At 69.3% G+C, this 25,008-nt stretch carries 25 protein-coding genes; 15 read left to right on the forward strand and 10 right to left on the reverse strand.

The window, feature by feature from the left end:
• Window positions 1–33: 33 nt before the first annotated feature.
• Window positions 34–1,023, reverse strand: a complete 990-nt coding sequence (locus AACL56_RS15975) for a 2Fe-2S iron-sulfur cluster-binding protein (RefSeq protein WP_339090788.1) — start codon at window positions 1,021–1,023, stop codon at window positions 34–36.
• A 126-nt stretch (window positions 1,024–1,149) separates the two neighbouring features.
• Between AACL56_RS15975 and AACL56_RS15980 the strand changes: the two genes are divergently transcribed.
• Window positions 1,150–2,064, forward strand: coding sequence for a LysR family transcriptional regulator (locus tag AACL56_RS15980; protein WP_339090789.1), 915 nt, complete (start codon window positions 1,150–1,152; stop codon window positions 2,062–2,064).
• A 13-nt stretch (window positions 2,065–2,077) separates the two neighbouring features.
• Here AACL56_RS15980 and AACL56_RS15985 read toward each other — a convergent pair whose 3' ends face one another.
• From AACL56_RS15985 to AACL56_RS15995, 3 genes are all read right to left on the reverse strand, one after another.
• On the reverse strand, window positions 2,078–2,617 hold the full coding sequence (locus AACL56_RS15985; protein WP_339090790.1) for an endonuclease V: 540 nt from the start codon (window positions 2,615–2,617) through the stop codon (window positions 2,078–2,080).
• Between the two features lies 1 nt (window position 2,618).
• Window positions 2,619–3,230 carry a 2'-5' RNA ligase family protein gene (locus AACL56_RS15990; RefSeq protein ID WP_339090791.1) on the reverse strand — a complete coding sequence of 204 codons (612 nt, stop codon included), beginning with the start codon at window positions 3,228–3,230 and terminating at the stop codon, window positions 2,619–2,621.
• Window positions 3,231–3,624: 394 nt separating this feature from the next.
• The gene (locus AACL56_RS15995; protein WP_339090792.1) at window positions 3,625–4,263 is read right to left on the reverse strand and encodes a nitroreductase family protein; all 639 of its coding nucleotides are present in this window, start codon (window positions 4,261–4,263) and stop codon (window positions 3,625–3,627) included.
• 447 nt (window positions 4,264–4,710) lie between these two features.
• Between AACL56_RS15995 and AACL56_RS16000 the strand changes: the two genes are divergently transcribed.
• The 7 genes from AACL56_RS16000 (at window position 4,711) to AACL56_RS16030 (ending at window position 14,988) form a co-directional block, all read left to right on the forward strand.
• The gene (locus AACL56_RS16000) at window positions 4,711–5,832 is read left to right on the forward strand and encodes a trypsin-like serine peptidase (protein WP_339090793.1); all 1,122 of its coding nucleotides are present in this window, start codon (window positions 4,711–4,713) and stop codon (window positions 5,830–5,832) included.
• Window positions 5,833–5,837: 5 nt separating this feature from the next.
• Window positions 5,838–6,935, forward strand: a complete 1,098-nt coding sequence (locus tag AACL56_RS16005; protein ID WP_339090794.1) for a hypothetical protein — start codon at window positions 5,838–5,840, stop codon at window positions 6,933–6,935.
• A gap of 2 nt (window positions 6,936–6,937) precedes the next feature.
• Entirely contained in the window at window positions 6,938–9,892 is a 2,955-nt protein-coding gene (locus tag AACL56_RS16010; protein ID WP_339090795.1) for a GTPase domain-containing protein, read from the forward strand.
• Window positions 9,893–9,949: 57 nt separating this feature from the next.
• On the forward strand, window positions 9,950–11,587 hold the full coding sequence (locus tag AACL56_RS16015) for a hypothetical protein (RefSeq protein WP_339090796.1): 1,638 nt from the start codon (window positions 9,950–9,952) through the stop codon (window positions 11,585–11,587).
• A 67-nt stretch (window positions 11,588–11,654) separates the two neighbouring features.
• Complete coding sequence (locus AACL56_RS16020; protein ID WP_339090797.1) at window positions 11,655–12,368, forward strand: M12 family metallopeptidase; 714 nt, start codon at window positions 11,655–11,657, stop codon at window positions 12,366–12,368.
• An 11-nt stretch (window positions 12,369–12,379) separates the two neighbouring features.
• Window positions 12,380–12,865 carry a hypothetical protein gene (locus AACL56_RS16025; protein WP_339090798.1) on the forward strand — a complete coding sequence of 162 codons (486 nt, stop codon included), beginning with the start codon at window positions 12,380–12,382 and terminating at the stop codon, window positions 12,863–12,865.
• 11 nt (window positions 12,866–12,876) lie between these two features.
• On the forward strand, window positions 12,877–14,988 hold the full coding sequence (locus AACL56_RS16030) for a caspase family protein (RefSeq protein ID WP_339090799.1): 2,112 nt from the start codon (window positions 12,877–12,879) through the stop codon (window positions 14,986–14,988).
• Window positions 14,989–15,144: 156 nt separating this feature from the next.
• On the opposite strand, the gene guaA is transcribed toward AACL56_RS16030, so the two are convergent.
• From guaA to guaB, 4 genes are all read right to left on the reverse strand, one after another.
• Complete coding sequence (guaA, locus tag AACL56_RS16035; protein ID WP_339090800.1) at window positions 15,145–16,764, reverse strand: glutamine-hydrolyzing GMP synthase; 1,620 nt, start codon at window positions 16,762–16,764, stop codon at window positions 15,145–15,147.
• A 9-nt stretch (window positions 16,765–16,773) separates the two neighbouring features.
• Entirely contained in the window at window positions 16,774–17,208 is a 435-nt protein-coding gene (locus tag AACL56_RS16040; RefSeq protein ID WP_339090801.1) for a type II toxin-antitoxin system VapC family toxin, read from the reverse strand.
• Window positions 17,205–17,453: a type II toxin-antitoxin system Phd/YefM family antitoxin gene (locus AACL56_RS16045; RefSeq protein ID WP_339090802.1), complete on the reverse strand. Its 249-nt coding sequence runs from the start codon at window positions 17,451–17,453 to the stop codon at window positions 17,205–17,207. The genes AACL56_RS16040 and AACL56_RS16045 overlap by 4 nt, the downstream gene beginning before the upstream one ends.
• A gap of 77 nt (window positions 17,454–17,530) precedes the next feature.
• On the reverse strand, window positions 17,531–19,000 hold the full coding sequence (guaB, locus tag AACL56_RS16050) for an IMP dehydrogenase (protein WP_339090803.1): 1,470 nt from the start codon (window positions 18,998–19,000) through the stop codon (window positions 17,531–17,533).
• Between the two features lie 129 nt (window positions 19,001–19,129).
• Here guaB and AACL56_RS16055 point away from each other — a divergent pair, with 129 nt between their 5' ends.
• Window positions 19,130–19,651, forward strand: coding sequence for a DUF4124 domain-containing protein (locus AACL56_RS16055; protein WP_339090805.1), 522 nt, complete (start codon window positions 19,130–19,132; stop codon window positions 19,649–19,651).
• Between the two features lie 21 nt (window positions 19,652–19,672).
• On the opposite strand, the gene AACL56_RS16060 is transcribed toward AACL56_RS16055, so the two are convergent.
• The gene (locus AACL56_RS16060) at window positions 19,673–20,008 is read right to left on the reverse strand and encodes an RnfH family protein (RefSeq protein ID WP_339090806.1); all 336 of its coding nucleotides are present in this window, start codon (window positions 20,006–20,008) and stop codon (window positions 19,673–19,675) included.
• Complete coding sequence (locus AACL56_RS16065; RefSeq protein WP_339090807.1) at window positions 20,008–20,454, reverse strand: type II toxin-antitoxin system RatA family toxin; 447 nt, start codon at window positions 20,452–20,454, stop codon at window positions 20,008–20,010. Before AACL56_RS16065 ends, AACL56_RS16060 begins: the two co-directional genes overlap by 1 nt.
• Before the next feature lie 63 nt (window positions 20,455–20,517).
• On the opposite strand from AACL56_RS16065, the gene smpB reads away from it, so the two are divergent.
• The 6 genes from smpB (at window position 20,518) to AACL56_RS16095 (ending at window position 24,948) form a co-directional block, all read left to right on the forward strand.
• Complete coding sequence (gene smpB / locus AACL56_RS16070; protein WP_339090808.1) at window positions 20,518–20,994, forward strand: SsrA-binding protein SmpB; 477 nt, start codon at window positions 20,518–20,520, stop codon at window positions 20,992–20,994.
• Between the two features lie 105 nt (window positions 20,995–21,099).
• Window positions 21,100–21,486 (forward strand): COG4315 family predicted lipoprotein, encoded by a 387-nt coding sequence (locus AACL56_RS16075; protein ID WP_339090809.1) that lies wholly within the window; start codon window positions 21,100–21,102, stop codon window positions 21,484–21,486.
• Window positions 21,487–21,523: 37 nt separating this feature from the next.
• On the forward strand, window positions 21,524–22,039 hold the full coding sequence (locus AACL56_RS16080; protein ID WP_339090810.1) for an RNA polymerase sigma factor: 516 nt from the start codon (window positions 21,524–21,526) through the stop codon (window positions 22,037–22,039).
• 16 nt (window positions 22,040–22,055) lie between these two features.
• Window positions 22,056–22,886: an anti-sigma factor family protein gene (locus AACL56_RS16085; RefSeq protein ID WP_339090811.1), complete on the forward strand. Its 831-nt coding sequence runs from the start codon at window positions 22,056–22,058 to the stop codon at window positions 22,884–22,886.
• Between the two features lie 91 nt (window positions 22,887–22,977).
• On the forward strand, window positions 22,978–23,373 hold the full coding sequence (locus AACL56_RS16090; RefSeq protein ID WP_339090812.1) for a COG4315 family predicted lipoprotein: 396 nt from the start codon (window positions 22,978–22,980) through the stop codon (window positions 23,371–23,373).
• Between the two features lie 135 nt (window positions 23,374–23,508).
• Window positions 23,509–24,948 carry a hypothetical protein gene (locus tag AACL56_RS16095; protein ID WP_339090813.1) on the forward strand — a complete coding sequence of 480 codons (1,440 nt, stop codon included), beginning with the start codon at window positions 23,509–23,511 and terminating at the stop codon, window positions 24,946–24,948.
• Window positions 24,949–25,008 lie beyond the last annotated feature (60 nt).

Raw genomic sequence — 25,008 nt, forward strand, 5'->3', positions numbered from 1 at the left:
GGTCTCCTTTTCTTCTGTCGTCGGATCTTCTGTTCAGGTGCCTTGCAGGTAGAAGGCATCGGCATGGGTCTGTTCGGGCGGCAGCCCCCTGCCCCGCACCAGCTGGGTGACGGCCTCGACCATCGGCGGCGAGCCGCAGAGGTAGGCACGCCAGCCGTCGAGGCCGCCCGGCCAGTCGGCGCGGATCGCATCGGTGATCAGCCCCAGCCGCTGGCCGTCTCGCGCGGGGCCGGTGACGACCACCACGTGCACCTTCAGGCCCGGGTGCAGCGCCTGCAGCTCGCGCAGTTCGGCCAGGCCGTAGACGTCGGCGTCCGAGCGCACACCCAGGTAGAGATGGATGGGCTGTGCGAGCCCGGCCGCGATGGCGCCGCGCACGATCGAGAGGATCGGCGCGAGCCCCGTCCCGCCCGCCGCGCACAGCATCGGCCCGCGGTGTCTGGTGCGCAGGTAGGCGGTGCCCAGCGGCCCGCTCACCCGCACCGCATCGCCGACCTTGAGCTGCTCGAAGATGTGCGCGGTGACGCGCCCGCCGGGCACGCGGCGCACATGGAACTCGAGCTCGGCGTCGCGGCTCAGCCCGGCCATCGAGTACGGCCGCGCCAGGTCGGGCGCGAATTGCAGCTGTGCGTACTGGCCCGGAGAGAACTCCAGCGGCTTGTTGAGCTTCAGGCGCAGGCGCCGGATGTCGTGGGTCAGCTCGTCGATGCCCGTCACGGTCGCCTTCAGGATGCGCGCCGGATGCACCACCACTTCGTCCGGCTCCGGGATCTCGATGGCGCAGCTCTCGGTGAGCGTGCTCTGGCATGCGAGCACGTAGCGCTCGCCCTGGCCGTCGGGGCGGATGGCGTCCTGCCCGGCGTCGAGCACCTGGCCCGACACCACCTTGCAGCGGCAGGTGCCGCAGCGGCCCGACATGCAGCTGTACGACACCGGCACGTGGTGCTCGCGCAGCACTTCGAGCAGGTTCGCGCCGGGGCGGACCTCGAGGGTGCGGGCAATGGGATGTATGTGCAGGTCCATCGTGGGCTCTCTTGCGCCGGTGGGGTGCCCGGCTTGTCTCTTGGGCTGGATGATGCGCGGCCGCTGCCGATTGACCAATAGAATTTGGTGAATCCTTCTCATCACTGCGCTGAATAAAGGTGCGCCATGCAACTCAAGGACATCGACCTCAACCTGCTGCTGGTGTTCGACCGCATGCTGGCCGAGAAGCGCGTGTCGGCCGTGGCCGATTCGCTGGGGCTGTCGCAGCCGGCCATCAGCAATGCGCTGGCGCGGCTGCGCAAGCTGCTGGGCGACGAACTCTTCCTGCGCACCGCGCGCGGCATGGAGCCCACGCCCTTCGCGCTGCAACTGGCCGAGCCGGTGGCGTACGCCATGGGTGCGCTGCACACCGCGCTCAACCAGCAGGTCGTGTTCGACCCCGCCACCAGCACGCGCGGCTTCACGCTCGCCATGACCGACATCGGCGAGATCTACTTCACGCCGCGGCTCATGGAGGCGCTGTCGGCAGCCGCACCCGGCGTGACCATCAGCACGCTGCGCAACAACACCGCCACCAACCTGCGCGAGGAGCTGGAGGCCGGCCATGTCGACATCGCCATCGGCCTGCTGCCGCAGCTGAAGGCGGGCGTGTTCCAGCGGCGGCTGTTCCTGCAGCGCTACGTGTGCATCTTCTCGAAGGAGCATCCGCTGGCGCGCAAGCGCAGCGTGTCGCTGAAGGACTTCGGCGCCGCCGACCACGTGCAGGTGCAGGCCGCCGGCACCGGACACGGCAAGGCCGACGACGTGATGGCCGCGCAGGGCATCCAGCGGCGCATCCGGCTCAAGGTGCCGCACTTCGTGGCCATCGGCCACATCCTGCGGTCGAGCGGCATGATCGCGACCGTGCCCGAGCGGCTGGCGCAGAGCATCGCCGAGCCCTTCGGGCTGGTGTGGCGGCCGCACCCGGTGGCGCTGCCGCAGATCGCCATCAACCTGTTCTGGCACGCGAAGGTGCATCGCGACCCGGGCAACCAGTGGCTGCGCGGGCTGCTGTTCGACAACTTCGCCGACGGCGGCTGAGCGCCGGACCTTTTCAGCCAGGCGAACCGACGGGCCGGATCTGCCCCGGCACCGCGTGGCGCGCGAGCTGGTCGACGGCGCGCAGCAATGCCGGCACGCGGTACGGTCCGTGCATGCGTCGCACTTGCTGCGCCGCCAGCGCGGTGTCGATGCCGATGGCAGTCACGAACAACGGCGCGCCGCTCTGGCCGCGACGCACCTCGATGGCTTCGGTCGCGCTGCGGTATGCGGTCTTCGCGACGCCGACCACCGGCACCTTGCGATCGAGCGCCTCGTGCAGGTGGGCGCCCAGGCCCGGGTGCCCCTCGCCAAGCGACACGTAGCCATCGACGATCACGATGTCCGCCGGCGGGCCTTCGCGCAGCACACCGAGCAGGCAGGGCAGTTCGCGGCGATAGAACTCGCCCGGCTCGTAGCCGGCCACGCCGCTGAAGCCGGCGACCGCCTGCGCCTCGTGCTGCGCCACGGCCCAGCCGCGGAACCAGATGCCCGCGGCCACGGCCATGTCGGCGCGATAGTCCACGTCGAGGCAGGCCAGCAGCGGCTCGTGCATGTCAGGCGTCCCAGCGGGCCAGCACGTCGTGCACATGCTCGCCGACATGGCTGTCGATGAGCACCAGCGAGCCCGCGCGCCATTGCACCGGCGCCTCGAGCGCGTGCTTCTCGAGCTTGCGCCGCGCGTAGGCCACGGTCATGTGCGGCGTGAACGAGCGCGAGGGCTTCAGCCCGGCGTCGGCCAGCGCCTCGCCGAGGCGCTGCCTGAACGCCTTGAGCGACGCGATGTTCCGTGCGTCGTCGGCGCAGAGCACCAGCGCGCCTTTCGGGTAGCTCATGGCCTTCTCGAAGACGACGTCGAAGGCCGGCGCGGCCACCGAGGCGGCGGCGTGCGACGCCTGCGCGACGCGGTCGGCCGGGAGCTGAACATGTCCGCCGAGGTCGAACAGCGTGACATGCAGCCGCGGGGCATCGACCAGCGTGCCCTTCAACGCGTGCTGCGAGTTCATGCGATCGCCCAGCGCGGCGATGGCTGCTGCGTCGTGCGCGGAAGGAACCAGCGCGAGAAAGAGCGAATGAGGCAGCGGCTGCTTGCGCTGGACCTTGCTGCGGGGCCGCGGCAGAGGCCGCGGCGGGGGATCGATTCCGGGAAGAAAAAGCTGTTCTGGCATTGCCCCCGATCATCGCCCATCGACAGGCGCTTCACGGGGCGTCAGCATCGTTTCGCCTGCGGTTTGGGGCGCCCTGTGCGCCCCCAACCGCCTGCACCAGCCCAGGCGCGATGCGCCCGCGCAGCCAGCCGATGCGCGACAGCAGCGCGAATGCCTTCATGTGCTCCGGGCAGGGCTGCGCGCAGGTCAGGGCCTGCCCGCTACGCATGCCGGCCTCGACCAGCCGCACCGCGACCGGTCGTCGGGCACGGCCTGCGGACCCGCGGCAAAGCTCGCACGGTTCCACCGCGCGAGCAAGGTGGTCTCGGGCACGCCGCTCAATGCAGGCGAGATGCGGACGAGATGCGGGCTGCGGGAGCGTCCGGCATCGGCGCCTGCAGCACGTCGCATGCGTTCATCGCGCGGCGTCCGCGTCGGCGATGTCGCGCGCGACCTGCTCGCCGGTCCACTCGCGCACGAACGACGGCGGTGCATGCCGGTCGGGTGCGCGCGTCGCTTCCTTCGGCGTTCCGACGTAGAGAAAGCCGAGCAACCTGTCCGCCGGCAACAGGCCCAGCGCCTGCTGCACATGGCGGTCATGGCTGTTGGCGCCCGTGGCCCAGAAACCGCCGTAGCCCAGCAGGTGCAGCGCGTTGAGCATGTTCATCGCGGCGGCGCCCACCGCGAGCACCTGCTCCGACTCGGGCACCTTGTGCGGCGCGGTGACGCGCGCGCAGATCGCGATGAGCACCGGCGCCGCCATCGCCTTGCCGCGGAAGCGCTCGCCGTCGTCCAGCGGATCGCGCAGGCGCGCGGCCTGCGCGAACACGTTGCCGAGCGCCACGCGCGCGTCGCCGCGGATCACGACGAATCGCCAGGGTTGCAGTTGCCCGTGGTCGGGAGCCCGCAGCGCGGCCTCAAACACCAGGTCGAGCTCCTGCGCGGACGGCGCGGGCTCTTCCAGCGGCCAGGGCGAATGCCGCTCCAGCAGCAGATCGAGCGCGCGGCGCCGGTCGGCGGCGATGGAGGAAAACGAAGAAGAATCCAGTTGCACAACACATCCTTTGAAACAGGAAAAGTCATCCGCGCGCCGCGGTAGGCGGCGGACAAGTTCATTGGCGGGCTGGCTCGCAAGCGCGACGGCATTCATGCATGACGAAGACCATCGGCAACCTGCAAGGTGGCTGGCATGCGGCTCACGCGCATCGCGCACAGGCAATGACGTCGGAACCGCTGCACCATCGTTCGACAGGGCGACGAACAGAAAGAGAGCCGCCATCGTAGCGACAGCGCATTGCCCCCGACTGCGGCGCGTGTAAGTAGCGCAGGCGGGCGGGCGCCCTCCGGCCGCGCACCTGCCGGACCGCAGATCACGAAAGTTATAGGACAGCGCCGCGGCATCCCACTTTCGAGGGATATCGCGCACCCACGACGCGCCGCATCATGTCGGCCCGAGCCAGCGCGTCGCACGCGCTGCCACTTCGCTTCATGAAGGGCACCCATGGCCAAGTCACTCGATCTGAGCAAGGAGCAGTTCAAGGCACTGGTCAAGGCGATCGGGGACAGCTTCGATCAGGCCGAGTTCGAGAGCCTGCTGCTGCTGGAATGCGGCCGGAAGCTCGCGAACCTGGTGGCGCTGCCCATGCTGTGGGAGCCGCTGGTCGCGAATGTCGTGAAGAAGGCCGAGATGCAGGCCTTCACCGACGAACTGCTGCTGGCCGTGACCGCCTGGCGCCCGCACAACGTGGCGCTGGCAGGCGTGCTCCGCGATCTGGTCGCCACGCCTGGCCAGGGCGCGATGCTGGCGGTCAGCGGCAGCCTGCGCAACGGGCAGCCGGCCGGCGCGGTGCTCGAAGGGCTGGTGCGCGGGCGCGCCGTCTACGGCGACATCGACCAGTTCCTGGCCGACCTTGCCGCGATCGCCGGGCGGGTCTGCCGCATCGAGGAAACCGCCGCGCCCGGCGCGCAGCCGGAAGCGCTGGGCACGGGCTTCCTGGTGGGCGACGACCTCGTGCTCACGAACCAGCATGTGCGCGAAGCACTGGCCACCGACCCGGTGCGATTTGCCTGCCGCTTCGACTACCGGGCGCTGGCCGGTTCCGTCGCGACGCGCGCCGGCACGGTCGAGAAGCCGGCCGGCACGAAATGGCTGGTGGCCGAGCGCGACCACGCACCGGGCGACGTGCAGGCCGGCGCGGCGCCGCCCACGCCCGAGCAGCTGGACTACGCCCTGCTGCGCCTGGGCGCGCCGGTGGGACGCTACCCGCCCGGGCAGTCCGACGACATGAGCGGTATCGGCAAGCCGCGCGGACATCTGGTGCTGGGCGCCGACGCACCTGCGCTGCAGCCGGGCGACGACATCTTCGTGCTGCAGCACCCCGGCGGCGCGCCGATGAAGCTGGCGGTGGGCCGCGTGTTGCCGGGCGCGCCGGCGCGCCGCATCTGGCATGACGCGCCGACCGAAGCCGGCACCTCGGGCTCGCCCTGCTTCAACCATGCGCTGCAGCTGGTGGCGCTGCACCACGCCACGGACGCGGCGCAGCCCGAACGGCCGGCCTACAACCAGGCCGTGCCCATCGGGCTCATCGCAGCCGATCTCCTGTCCCTGAACGCGCTGGACTGACTGACATGGCCGCCCGCGTCGCGTTTCCGAACGAGGAATTCCAGAGACTGCTGTTGCCGTGGGGGCAGCGGCTCGACCCCGAAGGCATGCGCGCGCTGTGCCTGCTGTGCGGCCATCCCGCGCACACCCTGACGGCCGAGGCGCTGTGGCCCGCGATGGCGATCGCCATCCTCGAGCGGGCGGCGCTGGACCTGTGGCTCGGCGAGCTGCTCAATGCCGTCATCCAGTCCCCGGACTACGGCGCGCCGCTGATCGATGCGTGCAAGACCGCCCTGCTCGCCTGGGAGAAGGCCGAAGCCCAGGCCGCGCCCTACGCGCCGACCGATCCCAAATCCGCGCTCATCCTGTTCAACGACGCGCCTTTCGTGGACCGCGTCGACCAGCGCCCGCACGTGCAGGGACTGGTGCAGCGCCTCGGCCGCCGCGTGCTCATCGTGCGGGGCGACCCGGCGACCGGCAAGACGCACACGGCGCTGTTCGTGCGCCATCTGGTCGAGCAGAACCCCGGCGCGGTGCAGATGGCGCCGATCCGCCTGCAGGAGGTCATTGCGGAGGACGGCGAACGCGTCACCGCCACCGACCTGATGCGCGCGATCGCCAACCGCCTGCATCTTTCCACCGAAGACGCGCGATGGGACACGATGGCGCAGGACGCGCGCAAGGCCGAGAAACTCACGCTCTGGCTCGAGGAGCAGACCGCCCTGCTGCGCACCCGCAACGAATCGTGGCTGCTGGTGATGGACAGCCTGAACCATCCGCGCGTGGGCAGCGGCGCACTGGAACTGGTGGACCGGCTCATCATTTCCGGCTCGCGCGGCGACCTCGTCAACGTGGGGCTGATCCTGCTGGCCCTGCCGACGCCGCCGCCGGCGCACGTGGCCAACGACGTGATCGACATCACCCTGCCGCCGCTGACCGAGACCGACTTCCGCACGCACGTGACCGAGCTGGCGCGCCTCATGCAGCGCGAGCTGGCACCGCCCGGCGCTGCCGTGATGCTCGACTACGTGCTCAAGGGCCTGAGCTTTCCGCTGGGCCACGACGACATGGACCTGGCCGGCCAGCGCCTGCGCGAACTGCCGGCGCTGATCGCGAGGGCCTGAGCATGATGATGCCCGCGCCCTTCGAGTCGTTGCCCGACGAACCGCCGCGCACGCCGATCACGCTCGAGTCGCTGCAGCGCCAGGTGGCCGAGCTGGAGCAGCGCGACGCCGCGCAGCGCGAGGGCGAGCGCGACCTCGCGCAACCGCTGGCCTGCGCCGCCACGCTGGTCGAATTTGACCCGCGGCGGCTGCTCGCGGTGTTCGACGTGGCCGTCGACGACGCCAACCTCGAGCGCCTGATCGGCCATACCGAGGACCCGTACGGCAGCAGCGCCGGCGATCCCGTGTCGCCTGTCTCGTGGCGGCTGACGCAGGCCGCGCGCCGCCGCGCGCTGGCCGTCATCGGCGAGCCCGAATCGTTGCGAACGCTGCGCCGGCGCCTGAGCGTCGCGGCGCCCGGCACGCTGCAGCGCATGGCCGACCTGCTCCTGTACGGCGAGCCGCTGCCTGCAACGCTCGCCATCGGCGAACTGGCGGCGCTGGTCGAGGCGCACGACTGGTACCAGGGCCTGCTGCCATGGCTGCCGCCGGCCGAAACGCTGCGCCGGCGCCTCGCGATGGCGCAGCTGCTCGAGCCGATGCAGCGCCTCATCGGCGACCAGTTCGTCGGGCGCACGCACGAGCTGGAGCGGCTGGCCGACTACGTGGGCATCCTGAAGGCGGACGGCCTGCTGACGTCGGTGGGCGTGTCGGCGCGGCGCTTCGTGCGGCGCACGCGGCGTTCGCTGATGGCCGACCCTCCGCTCTTCGTGCTGGGTCCGGGCGGCGTCGGCAAGTCTTCGCTCATGGCGCGCTTCATCCTCGACCATGTGGGTCCGGCGGGCGGCACGCCGATTCCCTTCGTGCTGGTGGACTTCGACCGCGCGCAGGTCGAGCCCACGCTGCCGCTGAGCCTGCTGCTGGCGGCGCTGCAGCAGCTGCGCGCGCAGTTTCCCCTGCACGACGCCGCGATGGCGCGGATGTCCGAGAGCCTGGCGCAGCGCATGCGTGTGCGGGATGCGGCGGAGTTCACCAAGTCGTACAGCCTGCAGGAAACCGTGGTCATGGACTTCGCCCGCCAGGTAGACATGGTGCTCGGCGGCCACGACGACCCGACGCCGCTGCTGTGGGTGCTCGACACCTTCGAGGAACCGCAGCGCATGGGCGACAGCACCGTGGGGCCGCTGTGGGAACTGATGAACACGCTGCAGCGGCATCTGCCGCGCCTGCGCCTCGTGGTGTGCGGCCGCGTCGCGCCGCCGGGCTTCCGCTGGGACACGGTGCCGCTGGAGGAGTTCGACGCGCTCTCTGCCGTGGCCTACCTGCGGCAACGGCTGGCGCAGATCGGCGCTGCGAACCGGGCGGACGAAGCGACGCTCACGCGCGTGATCGCGCTGGTGGGCCGGTCGCCGCTGGTGCTGCGCCTCGCGGCCCGGCTGATCGCGGAGGCGGACCCGAAGCTGCTGATGCTCAAGGTGCGGCGGGAGCGCATCCTGGTGGTGCTGTTCCACCGCGTGCTCGAGCACATCCGCGTGCACGGGCAGCTCGACGCGCAGCAGCAGGTGGATGCCGCCGAACGCGCCAGACTGCAACAGGAACTCGGCCTGCTGGTGTTTCCGGGGCTGGCCGTGCGGCGGATCACGGCGGGCGTGATCCGGCACGTGCTGGCCAAGCCCTGCGGCGTGGCCATGCGCGACCCCCAGCATGCGGAGCGGCTGTTCAAGGCGCTGCGCCAGCAGGTGGACATCGTGGATGCCGGCGACGACGAAGGCGGCGAGCCCAGCCTGCTGCACCGCAGCGACCTGCGCCGGATGATGCTGCGCGACCTGGAGGCCAAGGCCGGCTCGCGCACCGTGGAGCGCATCGCCCGGCGCGCGGTGCGCTACCACCAGAGCCTCTCCACGCCGAGCCACCGCGCGGAAGAGATCTACCACCGCCTGCGCCTGGAGCAGTCGGAGGCCACCATCCGCGCGCGCTGGATGCCCGAGGTGCAGCCCTACCTGCAGAACGCGCTGGAGGAAATGGAAGGCCCGGCCATGCGCGTGCTGCTGGCCGACCTGCTGGGCGTGACGCTGGACGCCGAGACGCTGCGCGACGCCGCACAGGAGGACTGGGAACGCCAGGCCGAGCGCCGCGCCACCGAGTACCTGCGCAACGCCAGCCCCGAGCGCGCGATGCGGATCCTGAACGAGCGCAGGCAACGGCTGCATGCCAGTCCGCTGCTCGGCCTGGAAGCGCAGGCGCTGCACCTGCTCGGCGAATTCGGGCGGGCCGCGGCGATGGCCCTGCGTGCGCACAACGAGTGCGCCGAGTCGGGCGACATGCCTGCGGCCTGCGATGCCGCCCTGCTACTTGCCGTGGCGCAGGAGGCCAACGACGACCCCTCCCACGCGCACGCGCGCGCGGACGAGGCGCTCGAGCTGGCGCGCCAGCTCGGCGACCAGATCCTGCTGCTGCGCGCCGGCGTCACCCTGCTGCGGCTGGAGCGCCGCCAGGGCCTGCCCGAAGAGGAACTCGTGCCGCGGGTGCAGGAGCTGAACTCGCTGCTCGACACCGAGACCCTGCGCGACCTGCGGCGCCGCCCCGTGCTGCTGCGTGAACTGCTGGCCGAACTGGCGGCGCTCAACCCGCGGCTGCTGCGCGCCGGCATCGACGTGCTGGGCGTCGAACTGCCGTCGCTCGAGGAAGCCTCCGAGCTGGCGGCCACGCTGCAGCTCTGGGCTGCGCAGGCGCCGGAGCTGGCGAGCGACAGCGCGCGCGCCTTCGGTGTCGCGACCGAGGGAAACAAGCCGCTGCCGACGCGGGACGAATGGATGTCGTGGCTGTGGCAAAGCGGCTCGGACCGCACCCGCCAGTTGCTGCTGGCGCTGCTGCGCACGATGCCGCCGCACAGCGACGTGCTGGCGCGGCTGGCCGACCTGTACCGGCGCGAAGTGCAGCGCCGCATCGTGCGCGCCGAGGCGGCGCGTGCCGCGTGAGCCGGCGCGCCCCCGTCTTCTGCCGCTTTCGACTTTCAACCCAACGAGGAGTGCGTCATGCCCGATGTCGGAAATTTCTTCGCCAGCCTCTTCGAGCGCCTGCGCCGCGATCCCAGCGTCGAGTACACGCACCAGCGGCTGGAGGGCCCGCCGGCCGACGCGCCCGCGATCCAGCCGGGCACGCAGTACCTGCGCGTGTGGCTTCGCTCGGCGCGCATCACCGACGTGCGCCGCTGGACCGCCAAGTTCCATGCGAGCGTGCACGCCCGCTTCGAGCTGAACGACCCGGTGCAGGGGCGGCGCGAAGTGGTCTGCGTCGTGGCGCCGGACAAGACCTTCTCCGAACTCGACCCTGCGCATCTCGATCGGCTGATCGTGGTGAACCAGCCGCTGCTGGGCCCCGTGCCCTACCGCGGCGAACTGGACGCCGACGTCGGGCTCTTCTCCATCGCCGCCACCGACCTCGCCAAGCCCTACCTCGAACTGCTGGCCAGCCTCACCGATGCGGCGGGCGTCGGCTTCCTGGCCAAAGCCGTGCCGTGGGCGGAGCCGATACGGCGCGGCGCCGAGATGCTGTTCTCCGAAGCCGGCCGCGCGCAGCTGGAGATCGGGCTGGCGCGCACCGACACACGGCTGTCGCCCGGGCACTGGGTGGTGGCGCGCGTGCCCAAGGGCCAGTTGCCCCAGGGGCTGAAGCTGGACCCGCACGACAACGGACTCGTCGATGCGCAGGGCAACGCCGTCGCCGGCTTTCCCTACATGGTGATCGGCGTGGAAGCGCTCGACCAGCGCGACGACTACGCGGCCATCCCGGAGCTGCGCGCGGGTTGGGAAGCCGTGCGAAGCGCCGTCACCGAGCTGAGGCCCGACACGGAGGTGCGCCAGCGCTTCGACCAGCTGCGCCGCGTGATCGCGGTGTCGCAAGACCTCGTGCCGGCGGACAAGCGGCGCGTGCTGCAGATCTTCGCGAGCGAACTCGGCGAGGCCGGGTACGCCATGGGCACGCCGGCGCCCTCGCCCTTACCCGCCGCCGCGCCGCGCAGCCTGGAATCCCGGCCCGCCACCGCCAGCCCGGTAGCCGCTGCAGCGCACAAGCGCCACGCGCTGCCGACGGCCGATGCCCTCCTCACGCTTCAACGAATGCGGGAGGCGCCGGCCGAAGAATCAGCTCATCCAGGGCATGCGGACTGCGATGCCGAAGATGCGGAAGACCCGCCGGCGCCCATGCCCGCCGCCTCGCCGCGCGGCGCAGGCGCGGCGCCGCTGGAAGCCGCAGTGCGCCCATGGCGCCTGGCGGCCAGCCTGCAGAGGCTGCGCGACAACGTCAATGCGCTGGCGCCGCTGCGCAGCAAGGCCAGCGACGGCAGCATCGGCGACGCCGCGCACGCCAGCCGCAGTTCCGATCACAACCCGTGGGTGGTGGCCGACGGCAAAGGAGTCGTCACCGCGATCGACGTCACCCACGACCCGGCCGGCGGCTGCGACGCCGAGCGGCTGGCCGAATCGCTGCGCGCGGCGCGCGATCCGCGCGTGAAGTACGTGATCTGGAACCGCCGCATCTTCAGCGCCACCGTGCAGCCCTGGCAATGGCGGCCCTACGCCGGCGCCAATCCACACGACCACCACATGCACATCTCGGTGCAGCCCGAACCCGGGCGCTTCGACGACGCCAGCGACTGGCAGGTGTCCGTCTGAGGGCCAGACGCGTTGCGGCCTGCGTCGAAGACCCCCGAACGGCCGCCGGCAGGACAAGGAGAACACGATGAGCGACGACGAACGAAGGAACTGGATCTGCACCACCCTGGACGTGGAAGGCGGCACGCGGCCTGCCGGTGATCCCATGCAACTGCTGACCCTCGGCGTGGCCGCGAAGGACAAGCTGTGGAAGAAGGGAACCGAAATCAAGGTGCGCTTCCTGCAGGGCACACCCGAACTGCACGAGCGCACGCTGAAAACGGCGAGGTCCTGGCTAGTGAGCGGCGTGCAGCTCGCGATGCGGCAGGCCCAGCCGGGCGAGGCGGCGGACATCCGCATCGCCTTCGATGCGACCAAAGGCTCGTGGTCGTACGTGGGCACCGACAGCCGCACCATCCACCCTTCCCAGCCCACGATGAACCTGGGCTGGGCCACGCTTGAAACGCCGGAGAAGGATTTTTCGAGCGTGGTGATCCACGAGTTCGGCCATGCCATGGGCCTGCTGCACGAGCACAACCACCCCGGCGCGAAGATCGAATGGGACAAGCCCGCGGTCTACGCCGACCTGGGCGGCGACCCGAACTGGTGGGACAAGGCCACCATCGACAGCAATGTCTTCGCCAGGTTCGACACCGGCAAGGTGATCACCACCGACTTCGACAGCGTGTCCGTGATGATCTACACCGTGCCGCCGAACTGGACCACCAACGGCAAGAGCTTCATGCCGTCGTGGAAGCTGTCGGACGGCGACACGGCCACCATCCGCAAGCTGTACGCCTGAAGCCTGCGCCGATGACGGCCTGGCGATTGCAGGGCGACATGGTGGTTCTCGAAGGCCTGCGATTGCGGCTGCATCGCATCGGCCGTTCGCACTGGCGCGCGTCCGGCTCGCTGCGCAGTTGGGGCGCGGTGCCGCTGCACCGCGTCGGCAATGCGCTGCACGCGCCTTGTGCGCCCGATGAAGCGCTGTGGCTCGGCGCCTGGCTGGATGACGACGATGCCGCCGGCGACCTGCGCCTGAGCGAGACGGCGTCGGGGCGCGCAGCCGGCATCGTGCTGCCCGACGCCTTCCAGCTCACGGCGCTGGCCGGCGCGAACGGAACGCCGCACCCCATCGAACTTGCGGCTCCCGACCTGTCGATGACGCTCGCATGCGGGCCGGCCCATGCCGACATTGCGCTCACGCTGCATGCGCCCGGCGACTGGGCCGCGCTTTCGGGCCGGCCCGCACCCCGCGCGCTGGCCGGACCGCCGCCGCTGCCCCCACGACTCGGATAGGAGGATCGACCATGGCCCTGCAGATCGTCGCAGCAACACCCGGCCTCTGGCGAGACGCCCAGTGGACGCCCGAGATGCCGGGCGTCTATGCCATGGTCGTCGGCATCAGCCGCTACGCCTATTTCAAGGGCAGCGAAACCGAGGCACCCGACACCTTCGACATGGGCCAGCTGGCGTCCTCCGCGGGCACGGCCGCGGAAATCTTCGAGTGGCTGCGCGACGGCTTCCGGTGCCAGGGCCTGCCCGTCGTGTGGTGCCAGTTGCTGCTCTCGCCCACCGCCGCGGAGAAGACCGTGCTGGACGGCCGCGGCCTCACCCACTACGCGCCGCCTACCAACGGCAACCTGCGCAACGCGATCGACATGTGGACCGGCAACGTGCCGACCACCGACACGGCCACCGGCAGGAGCCGAACGTTCTTCTTCTACAGCGGGCACGGCGTGCAGACGAACTGGTTTCCCCTGCTGCTGCCGTCGGACTACCTCGACCCCGCCTTCGGCAAGCCCAAGCTCGAGAACTGCTTCGGCGTGACCGAACTGCTGACCTGGATGGACCGCAACCCCGTGGCCGAGCACCTCGCGCTGATCGACGCATGCCGCAACGAGTTTCCGCCGCTGGCCTCGAAGGGCGCGACCGCGAACACCAGCTTTCCGGCCGCGGCGCCGGGTGGCAAGGCGCCGCGCACGGCGGCCTCGCTGTCATCCACGTCGCCGAACGCCGTGGCCTACCAGTCGCCGAAGAAGACACGCACCTTCTTCGGCGAGGCCGTGCTCGAGGCGCTGCGCAACGGCGTCGTCGGCGGCAGCGACGCGCGCCTGGCGTTCCGCGAACTCGTCGACTACGTGAAGCCGCGCATCAACGCACTGCTGCAGGAGGCCCAGCCCGGCACCGCGCTGGACCAGACCGCGCGCCAGCGCATCGATGGCGACGACACCATGGTCATCACCGAGATCGTGCCGCCGCCCGCGCAGACGCCGGCGCCCAGCCCGCTCGAAGGAAGGCGGCCCGTTCCTGCGACCGCGGCGCGGCCGCCGAAAGTGCGCGCGCCGGATGCGGCGGTCCTGCTCGAGGCGGCGGCCGCGCGCTTCGATCCCGGGCTGTCGGTGCGGGAGCCGATCCCGCTCGACGTCATGCGCAAGGACTTCGACGAGATCCACCGCCGCTTCGGCCACGAACATGCGTCGTATCCCTGGCGCGACGGCATGGCGATGTACGGGCTGAGCGATCGCCGGCCCGTCGAAGCGGGCGGCATCGTGCACGACGTGCAGCGCAACGACGCGAGCACCCTCGTGCAGGTGGACCTGACACTCGCGCCCCGCATGGGCGGGGTGCTGCTGGTGTTCGAGGGCAAGGACCTCGTGCAGCGCGAGCGGCTGGCCGTGGCGCTGCCGACCGACCGCAACGGCAGCGTGCCCATCCGGCTGAGCCTCGCCTTCGGCGGCGTCCTGGCGAACGACCGGCCCAAGCTGCAGAAGATCGAGGCCCGCCTGGGCCCGTCGGCCGGCAACCCGCACTACCGCTACGTATGGGAACTCGCGCAGGAAGCCGAACTCGGCAGCCTCGGCCACGCGTTCACGCGCGCCGACCCTGCGCGCCTGATGCAGGCCGCACAGGACCCGAAGGCCAACGGCCAGACCGCCGCCGTGGCCGGCATGCTTCTGCTGCAGCGCGCGGGCCTGATCGGCGATGTGAAGGACTGGACGCGCAACCTCGTGAAGTGGTTTCCCGAGGTGCCCGACGCCGCCGTGCTGTGGGCGGAATCGCTGCGCATGGGCATCGACTACCGCACGCCGGACCCGTTCGGCGTGAAAGCGCCGATCAACGCCATGGCGGATGCGCTGGAAAGCCTGGAGATCTCAGGCATTCCCTTTTTCGCGGACACCCTGGAGCTCGCGGAAAGCCTGATGCGCTACACCCTGCGCCGCCTGCCGCCCGGCCCGCAGCGCACGCGCCTGGAGGGCACGCAGCAGCGGCTCGCACAGGTGTTCCAGAGCGCGATGCCCAGCGGGCAGTTCATTGCGGTGGCCGGCCTGCCAAGGCCCGACTGGATGGGCGACCGCAGCGGTGCGCTGTCGGTGGACGAGATGTTCACGGTGCTGTGCCGGAAGCAATCGTCTCCCTGAGGGTTGGCCGGGTTCGCGGACGGCACCTCATCCGCCCTTTCGTTCTTCGGCACGCAAAGGCATCGAAGCAATCGCGCGGACGCTGGGGGGCAGCGTCCGCCGCCTGCGCCTTCGGCTTGGATCAACAGGCAGCGATCGCAGCCGAAGGATGCGGCTTCACTCCCACTCGATGGTCGCCGGCGGCTTGCTCGACACGTCGTAGGTCACGCGGTTGATGCCACGCACCTCGTTGATGATGCGGCCCGACACCTTCTTGAGCAGCGCGTACGGCAGCTCGGCCCAGTCGGCGGTCATGAAGTCGCTGGTCTGCACGGCGCGCAGTGCAACCACGTAGTCATAGGTGCGGCCATCGCCCATCACGCCCACGCTCTTCACCGGCAGGAACACGGTGAAGGCCTGGCTCGTGAGGTCGTACCAGGTCTTGCCCGTGGCTTCGTCGGTGAAGTTGCGCAGTTCCTCGATGAAGATCGCGTCGGCGCGGCGCAGCAGGTCGGCGTATTCCTTCTTCACTTCGCCCAGGATGCGCACGCCCAGGCCCGGGCCGGGGAAAGGATGGCGATACACCATCTCGGGCGGCAGGCCGAGCGCCACGCCGAGTTCGCGCACCTCATCCTTGAACAGGTCGCGCAGCGGCTCGAGCAGCTTGAGGCCCAGCTGCTCGGGCAGGCCGCCGACGTTGTGGTGGCTCTTGATGGTGACGGCCTTCTTGCTCTTGGCGCCGCCCGATTCGATGACATCGGGGTAGATCGTGCCTTGCGCCAGGAAGGTGGCGCCCTTGTGGCCGCCGTCGCCTGCTTTGAGCTTGGCGGCTTCCTGCTTGAACACCGTGACGAACTCGCCGCCGATGATCTTGCGCTTGGCTTCGGGGTCGCTCACGCCGGCGAGCTTGCCGAGGAACAGGTCGCTGGCGTCGACGCGAATGACCTTCGCGTGCAGCTTGCCTTCGAACATCTCCATGACCATGTCGCCTTCGTTCAGGCGCAGCAGGCCGTGGTCGACGAACACGCAGGTCAGCTGGTCGCCGATGGCACGGTGGATCAGCGCCGCGGCCACGCTCGAATCGACACCGCCCGACAGGCCGAGGATGACTTCCTCGTCGCCCACCTGCTCGCGGATCTTCTGCACGGCTTCGGCGATGTGGTCGCGCATGACCCAGTCCGGCTTCGCGCTGCAGATGCCGAGCACGAAGCGTTCGAGCAGCGCCTTGCCCTGCACGGTGTGCGTGACCTCGGGGTGGAACTGCACGCCGTAGTAGCGGCGCGCCTCGTCGGCCATGCCGGCGATCGGGCAGCTCTCGGTGCTGGCCATGAGCTTGAAGCCGGGCGGCAGCTCGGTGACCTTGTCGCCGTGGCTCATCCACACGTTGAGCATGCCGTGGCCCTCGGGCGTGGTGAAGTCGGCGATGTCCTTCAGCAGTGCGGTGTGGCCATGGGCGCGCACAGCCGCGAAGCCGAACTCGCGCTTGTGGCCGCCCTCGACCTTGCCGCCGAGCTGGTGCGCCATGGTCTGCATGCCGTAGCAGATGCCGAGCACGGGAATGCCGAGGTCGAACACGGCCTGCGGACACTTGTCGGTGCTTTCCTCGTACACGCTGGCATGGCTGCCCGAAAGGATCACGCCTTTCAGGTGGCCGTCGGCGGCGTACTCGCGAACCCATTCGTCGGTGACGTCGCAGGGGTGCACTTCGCTGAGCACATGGGCTTCGCGCACGCGGCGTGCGATGAGCTGGGTGACTTGCGAGCCGAAGTCGAGGATGAGGATCTTGTCGTGTTGCATGGCGAGGACTCAGAGCGTTGAAATGTCGAGCAGCCTGACGCCCGCTTGCGGCGCAGCCTGGATGAGTTGCTCGTCGAAGGTGGCGAGCGGAAGATTGAGCGATTTCGCGAGCCAGAGGTAGCCCGCGTCGTACTGCGAGACGCCGGCATCGATGGCCACGGCCAGCACGGCCTTGTGCTGCGCCGGGGCGAGGTCGTGGAGCTCCACGCGATGGCGGATGGCGTCGAGCACGCTCCATAGCCCTTCGACCGCCGCTGGCGGAATGCGGCCGCTGCGCACGCCGTTGGCGAGGATGTTGGTGCATTCCCACTGCCACGCGTTGGGCGCCTGCGGTTCGACCTCGTCGCGGCGAATGGCGGCGTAGAGCTTGCGCGTGTGCTCGCTGGCCATGTCGGGCAGCAGCCAGGCGGCAGTGACGGAGGCGTCCATCACGAAGGCGGTCATGGCTGGCGCCCTTCGTCGCGCAGGGCCCGCAGCGACAGGCCGGGCCGGATGGTGGCGTGCAGCGAGTCGATCTGGCCGAGCTCGCGCTGGATCTGCTCGTCGGTGATGACCGGCTTGCGGCGCACCGGCAGCATGCGCACGACTTCCTTGCCGTGGCGGGTGATGCGAACCTCCTCGCCCTTTTCGACCGAGTCGATCAGGGCCGAGAAGTTGTTCTTGGCTTCAGCGATGCCGATGGATTGCATTTGGGCCAGAAAAATGTGATCTGGCCCAAATTCTAATCTTGATCTGGCCCGAACTTCAAGTTCTGGCCAGATTGGGCTTACTCTGCCCTGTAGTTCGGTGCTTCCTTCGTGATCTGCACGTCGTGGACGTGGCTCTCACGGATGCCGGCCGTGGTGATCTCGACGAACTCGGCCTTGTTCTTCATGTCCTCGATGGTCGCGCAGCCGCAGTAGCCCATGCTGGCGCGCACGCCGCCTGCCATCTGGTAGACGATGGACACGATCGAGCCCTTGTAGGGCACGCGGCCTTCGATGCCTTCGGGCACGAGCTTGTCGGTGTTGGGGTTGCCGGTGGTCGACTCCTGGAAGTACCGGTCGGCACTGCCCTGCTGCATCGCGCCGATGGAGCCCATGCCGCGATAGCTCTTGTAGCTGCGGCCCTGGTAAAGCACGATCTCGCCGGGCGCTTCTTCGGTGCCGGCGAACATGCTGCCCATCATCACGGTGCTGGCACCGGCTGCGATGGCCTTGGCGATGTCGCCCGAGTAGCGCACGCCGCCGTCGGAAATCAGCGGAATGCCGGTGCCCTGCAGCGCGGTGGCGACGCTGTCGACCGCCATGATCTGCGGCACGCCCACGCCGGCCACGATGCGCGTGGTGCAGATCGAGCCCGGGCCGATGCCGACCTTGACGGCGTCCGCGCCGGCGTCGGCCAGCGCACGGGCGGCGTCGCCGGTGGCGATGTTGCCGCCGATCACGTCGACCTGCGGATAGTTCTGCTTGACCCAGCGCACGCGCTCGATCACGCCCTTGCTGTGGCCGTGCGCGGTGTCGACCACGATGGCGTCGACGCCGGCCTTGACCAGCGCTTCGACACGTTCTTCGGTGCCGTCACCCACGCCGACCGCCGCGCCCACGCGCAGGCGACCGTTGGCATCGCGTGCGGCGTTGGGGAAGCTGGTCTGCTTGGTGATGTCCTTGACGGTGATGAGGCCCTTGAGCTCCCAATCGCCGTTGATGACCAGCAGACGCTCGAGCTTGTGCTTGTTCAGCAGCGCCTTCGCTTCGGCCAACGTGGTGCCGTCGGGCACGGTGATGAGGCGGTCGCGCTGCGTCATGATTTCGCTGACGGGCACGTCGTAGCGGTTCTCGAACCGCAGGTCGCGGCCGGTGACGATGCCGACGACCTTGCCGGCGTCGACCACCGGAAAGCCCGAGATGCCGAGCTGGTCCGACAAGGCCATCACCTGGCGCACCGAGTGCGTGGGCGTGATCACCACGGGGTCGCGCAGCACGCCCGACTCGTAGCGCTTCACCCGGGCCACTTCTGCAGCCTGCTGCTGCGCAGTGAGGTTCTTGTGCACGATCCCGATGCCGCCTTCCTGGGCGATGGCGATCGCGAGGCGGGCTTCGGTCACGGTGTCCATGGCCGCCGAGACGAGCGGCAGGTTCAGCGTGATGTTGCGGGAGAGTTTGGTGGCGAGGGAAGTGTCCTTGGGCAGGACCTGGGAGAACGCTGGCACCAACAACACGTCGTCGAAGGTGAGCGCTTTGCCGAGAAGGCGCATGGGTGAAGCTCCAAAAGACGGATTGTAACGAGGGCCCCGGGCCGTTTGCAGGCGTGGGCTTTCTCGAATCGTTGCAAAACCACCCAATACGGATGTTGCTAAAAGTAAGGCCGGGCTAAACTTCGGGGAATGAAACTCGTGCACTGGCTGGTATTGGGATGTGTCGTTGCGCTGCCGCTTTCGGCCAGCGCCCAATGGCAATGGCTCGACAAGAACGGCAAGAAGGTCTTCAGCGACCAGGCACCGCCACCCGATGTGCCCGAGAAGAACATCCTGCGCCGTGTCGGTCCGCCCCCCAAGGCGCGCTCGACCGCGAACCCGAACGTCGACGCGATCCCTGTCGAGACCGAGGCCGCCGCCGCACCGAAGGCCGCCGACGGCCCGAAGCCCACGGGTGTCGACAAGGAACTCGAGGAAAGGACGAAGAAGGCAGAGGCTGACGAAAAGGCCAAGCAGGCTGCAGAAGCCGCCAAGATCGCCAAGGCGAAGGCGGACAACTGCGCCCTCGCCAGGCAGGGCAAGGCCACCGTCGACAGCGGCGTCCGCATTGCCAGGGTCAATGCGCAAGGCGAGCGCGAAATCATGGACGACGCCGCCCGTGCCGCGGAACAGAAGCGTCTTCAGACCGTCATCAACAGCGACTGCAAGTAGCCGCAGCCACGCAAGCCGGCGTCAGTACCCCGCCTTGCCGCCCTTGCGGCGATTGGCAAACAGGCCAGTTCCCCGCGCACCCTGCCGCTGGAACCGCTCCCGGCGCGCCACCTTCGGATCGACCGTGAGCGGGCGGCACAACTCGATGCGGTCGCCATCCTTCAAAGGCTGGTCCCATTCCACCGCCCTGCCCCAGATGCCAGGCGTCAGCGCGTGGCGCCAATCGAGCTCGGGGAACCGCTCTGTCAGCCCACTGGCCTTCACCGCATCGACCAGGGACACGTCGGGCGCGAGCCGCAGAACCTGCTCGAACACCTCGCGGGCCGCGGGCGAGCAGCTCAGCGTGACCTCGATCATCAGGGGCTGCCGTAGACCTGCTCGGCGCGCTTGACGAAGGCTTCGACGAGGCTGGACGCGATGGTGTCGAACACCGGTCCCACGAGCGCCTGCAGGGCGAAGTTGCTGAAGCCGTAGCTCAGGTGCAGTTCGACGCGGCAGGCGCGCTCGCCCTCCTCGCCCACGGGCGTGAACTTCCACTTGCCGTCGAGGTTGGAGAACGGCCCGTCGACCAGCTTGAGATGAACTTCGCGGCCGGGAACGTGGGTGTTGCGGGTGGTGAAGCTCTGATGCAGGCCGGCGAAAGCCAGACCGACTTCGGCGGTCATGCCGGCGTCGTCCTGCTCGATGACGCGCGACTTGTCGCACCAGGGAAGAAACTGCGGATACTTGGCCACATCGGTGACCAGTGCATACATTTCTTCGGCGCTGTACCAGATGAGGACGGACTTGTTGACTGTTTTCATAGAATCGGCACCGCGTGCGCGACGGATTGTATTGAAGCCATGCAGCCCCCACATCCCTGAGTCATGGCCACAAAGAAACAAGACACCTCCTCCCGCATCGCCGACAACAAGAAGGCTGCGTACAACTACTTCTTCGAGGAACGCCTGGAGGCGGGCATGGTCCTCGAGGGTTGGGAAGTCAAGTCCCTGCGCGAAGGCAAGGTGCAGCTCACCGACGGCTACGTGGTGATCCGCAACGGCGAGATGTTCGTGCTGGGCTGCCAGATCAACCCGCTCAAGAGCGCCTCCACGCACGTCTCTCCCGACTCGGTTCGCACCAAGAAGCTGCTGCTCAAGAAGGACGAGATCCGCCGGTTGACGGCCAAGGTCGAGCAGAAGGGCTACACGCTGGTGCCGCTCAACCTTCACTGGAAGGCCGGCAAGGTCAAATGCGAGATTGCCCTGGCCAAGGGCAAGGCAGAACACGACAAGCGCGACACCATCAAGGACCGCGAGGGCAAGCGCGAAGTCGAGCGCGCCATGAAGAGCCGCAGCCGCTAGCAATTTTTCGCGGGCGATGGCTGGTCGATGGAATAAACGGCGGGCCTCTGGCGTTAGTGCGGTTGTCACCGGGCGATCCGGTGCCATCCAACCAGGAGTATTTCCATGTCGCCATTCCGCTCGCGTTCCAGTCTGCTTGCCTCTTCCGCCATCCTGCTGAGCGCCGTGCTCGCGCTGCCGGCCATCGCCCAGCCCAAGCCCGCCGACGGCGCGCTGGTCGGTGCGACCGGCATGACGCTCTACACCTTCGACAAGGACACCGCCGGCAGCGGCAAGTCGGCCTGCAACGGCGCATGCGCCACCAACTGGCCGCCGTTCATGGCAGCGGACAGCGACAAGCCGGCCGGCGACTTCACCATCGTCACCCGCGACGACGGCAAGAAGCAGTGGGCTGCCAAGGGCTGGCCGCTGTATTACTGGGCCAAGGACAGCAAGCCGGGCGACAAGACCGGCGACGGTGTCAACGGCGTCTGGAAGACCGCCAAGCCCTGATCCCGCACGCCCGGCGCTGCCTGCACCCACGCACCCCATGGACGCCCGCCTGCTGGTCGAACACATCCCGAGCCTGCGCCGCTATGCGCGCGCGCTCACGGGCAATGCGTGGGCCGCCGACGACCTGGTGCAGGACACGCTCGAGCGCGCCTGCAGCAAGTGGCGCCTGTGGGTGGCAGGCAGCGACCTGCGTGCCTGGCTCTTCACCGTGATGCACAACATCTTCGCGAGCCAGGTGCGCCGCCGGCCGCCGCCCCATGCGGTGGTGGCGCTGGACGACGTGCCGCAGGAGTTGCAGGGCGGCATCGACCCAGGCCGCGACCAGGGCACGCAGCTCGATCTGCAGCGCTGCCTGATGCAACTGCCCGAGGAGCAGCGCGCCGTGCTGCTCCTGGTGACGCTCGAGGATCTGTCGTATGCCGAGGTGGCGAAAGTGCTCGGCATTCCGGCCGGCACGGTGATGTCGCGACTGTCGCGCGCCCGCGTCCGGCTGCAGGAACTGCTGGACGGCGCAGCCTCGCCCGTCCGGCCCGGCCTTCGCCGCCTCAAATGAAACCCGCCGCCGAACCATGAACCGCCCCGCCCCCCCACCCACCGACGACGAACTGCACGCCTGGATCGACGGCCAGTTGCCCGCCGATCGCCATGGCGCGGTCGAGGACGCGATCGCGCGCGATCCCGAGGTGGCCGCGAAGATCGCCGCATGGCACACGCAGCGCGATGCTTTGCGCCGGCTGCATGGTGAACTGCTCGACGAGCCGGTGCCCGCGCCGCTGATGAATGCGCTGGAACGCGACCTGCCGCGGCAGGCGCAGCGCGTGTCGTGGCTGCGCTGGGGCGGCATGGCGGCGGGTCTGCTGGTCGCGTTCGCCGCCGGCTGGCTGGGCAGCATGCAGTGGGCCCGGGAGCCCACCGCCGCAAGCGCAGGTGCGCAGATGGCCAGGGTGCCTGCGGTGCGCGAGTTCGTGCACGATGCCTCGGTCGCGCACGCCGTCTACGCGCCCGAGAAGCGACACCCGGTCGAAGTGGCCGCCGCCGAGCAGCAGCACCTGGTGCAGTGGCTCTCCAAGCGCCTCGACCGGCCGCTGAAAGTGCCCGACCTTTCCTCGCAAGGCTACGTCCTGGTCGGTGGCCGTCTTCTGCCGGGCGAAAGCGGCGCGCGCGCCCAGTTCATGTTCGAGGACCCGGCGGGAGAGCGCGTCACGCTGTACGTCGGCACGCTCGACGCCAACGCCGCTGGCGCCACTGAGGCCCGGGAAACCGCATTCCGCTTCGCATCCGAAGGACCCGTGCCCAGTTTCTACTGGGTCGACCAGGGCTTCGGCTATGCCCTCGCCGGCAAGCTGCCGCGAGAAGTTCTGCTCAAACTTGCGACGCTGGCCTACCGCGATCTGTCTTGATGAACGCATAAACTGCCGGCTCGCGCATTCCTAAGGTCCGGCCCCGTCACCGGACCTGTCTTCGCGATTTTTCAACTGAAGGAGAAACTGCATGAAATTGCTCAGCGCCTCGATCCTCGCGGCGGCACTGCTTGCCGGCTGCGGCAGCATGTCCAACAAGACCGCCAGCGCGCCCGACACGCCCACCCGCACCGCCGACGGCGTGCTGGTAGGCCCGAACGGCATGACGCTGTACACCTTCACCCGCGACACCGCAGGTGCCGGCACCTCCGCCTGCAACGCCCAATGCGCCGCCAACTGGCCCGCGCTCGGCGTGGCCGACACCGCCAAGCCCATCGGGGGCTACACCATCATCATTCGCGAAGATGGCAAGCGCCAATGGGCCTACAAGGGCTGGCCGCTTTATTACTGGGCCAAGGACGTCAAGCCCGGCGACAAGACCGGTGACGGCATGGCCAACGGCGCCTGGAAGCTCGCCCGTCCCTGATCCTTCGCGCACTGAAGCGCACCCGACGCCGGCACTCGCCGGCGTCGTTGCTTGAGAGACGCCGGCGCCTGCCGGCGTTTCCCTTTCCGCCCTGCCGGAAACGAGGCGCGGCGAAGCCAACGGCAGAATCACCGCATGACATCCAACGCCAACCCGGACGCGTTTCTCGCATTGCTGACCCTGGGCCTGATCACCGATGCGCAGCACGACGCCGTGCTGGCACATCCCGAAGTCCGCTCACTGCCCCCGCTTCCAGGCCCCGCGCATGCGCTCGCCTGGATGCGCGTGCGCGGCCTAGTCACGCAGGCGCAGCAGGACGCGGCACTGGACGCGGTCGAGTCAGCCACGCCCGCCGATCCGCGCGCCGACGATGCGGCAGACATCGCGATCGACGCTGACGATCTGGTGGAGCTGGCCGAACAGGGCATCACGCACGAAGCCATCGAGGCGCTCCACAAGGACGGCCTGATCGACACCGCCACGCGCGACGAGGCACTCCCGGAAACACCGGTCACCGGTTCTGTGCAAGCGTCGCTGCCCGTCGCGCTGGCCTGGCTGGTGACCGACGAGCTGCTCGACAAGGCCAGCTTCGAGGCCACGCGGGCCCAGGTCGCCGCCGAGCCGGCGTTCGCCATGGCCGCGGAGCGCGCCCGCATCATGAACGAGGCGCAGGCGCTGATCGACGCCGACGCGAAGCTCATGAACACATGGAAGTCGAACGCACAGCGCACGCGTCGCAGCGGCGCGCTGAAGCTGCTGCTGACCCTGCTGGTGGTCGGGGGTGGCATCGGCTGGTACGCCTTCACGCCGGCCGGCGTGCCCGCCTGCGACGCCGCTTCCACGCGCAAGACGCTCGACCGCCTCATGTTCCGCGTGGCCATGGACACGCGCATGCACACGCTCGACCCCGAGAAGCGCGCCAGCATCCGCACGCCCACGATCGGCACGCTGCATGAGGTCGGGTATCGCAAGACCGACCGCTTGCGCGGATGCACCGCGGTCATCACGCAGGGCGACGACAAGGACGAGATGGCCTACACCATCGGCCCCGTGACGCCGAAGGGCGACGAGATGATCGTGCGCGGCGCCGATCCGACCATCGTGCGCGCCCGCTTCGGCCATCTCGACGCGAGCGGCAAGCCGCGCTACAACGCCGAGCCGATCGGTCGCGAAGCCATGGAGGCGGCCTTTCGCGCAGGAGCCAGGTGGCTGAACGCACGGTCGGTGCCGGCCTATCCGCGCATGCGCCCACGCAACCGATCCAGCATGGTCGACACCGACCCCGCCCGCTCGCGGGAAATCGCCGAGATCGAGGTCACGGGCCCCTGCCGCGCGCTCGAGGACGGTGCGGGCCAGGCCTGCCCGCTGGTCATCGAATACAACGACCTCCTGCTGGGCGCCATGGGGGGCGGTGACGACGGCGCCACCTCGCTCGCGCTGACAGGCGAGTTCGGCTTTGTCCAGGAAGGCGGCAACTGGCGAGTGGATGGCGACTTTGCCAAGACCTTCACGCGCACGCTGCTGGAGGCCCGCCTCAGGCGCATGGGCGTCACCGATGCGGCCATGCCCCAGTGACACGGCCACTTGCGCGACGGCCACTTCCACGCCTCGGACGCCCGCAACAACCGATAAAAA

This window comes from Variovorax paradoxus, assembly GCF_902712855.1.
Lineage (GTDB): Bacteria > Pseudomonadota > Gammaproteobacteria > Burkholderiales > Burkholderiaceae_C > Variovorax > Variovorax paradoxus_Q.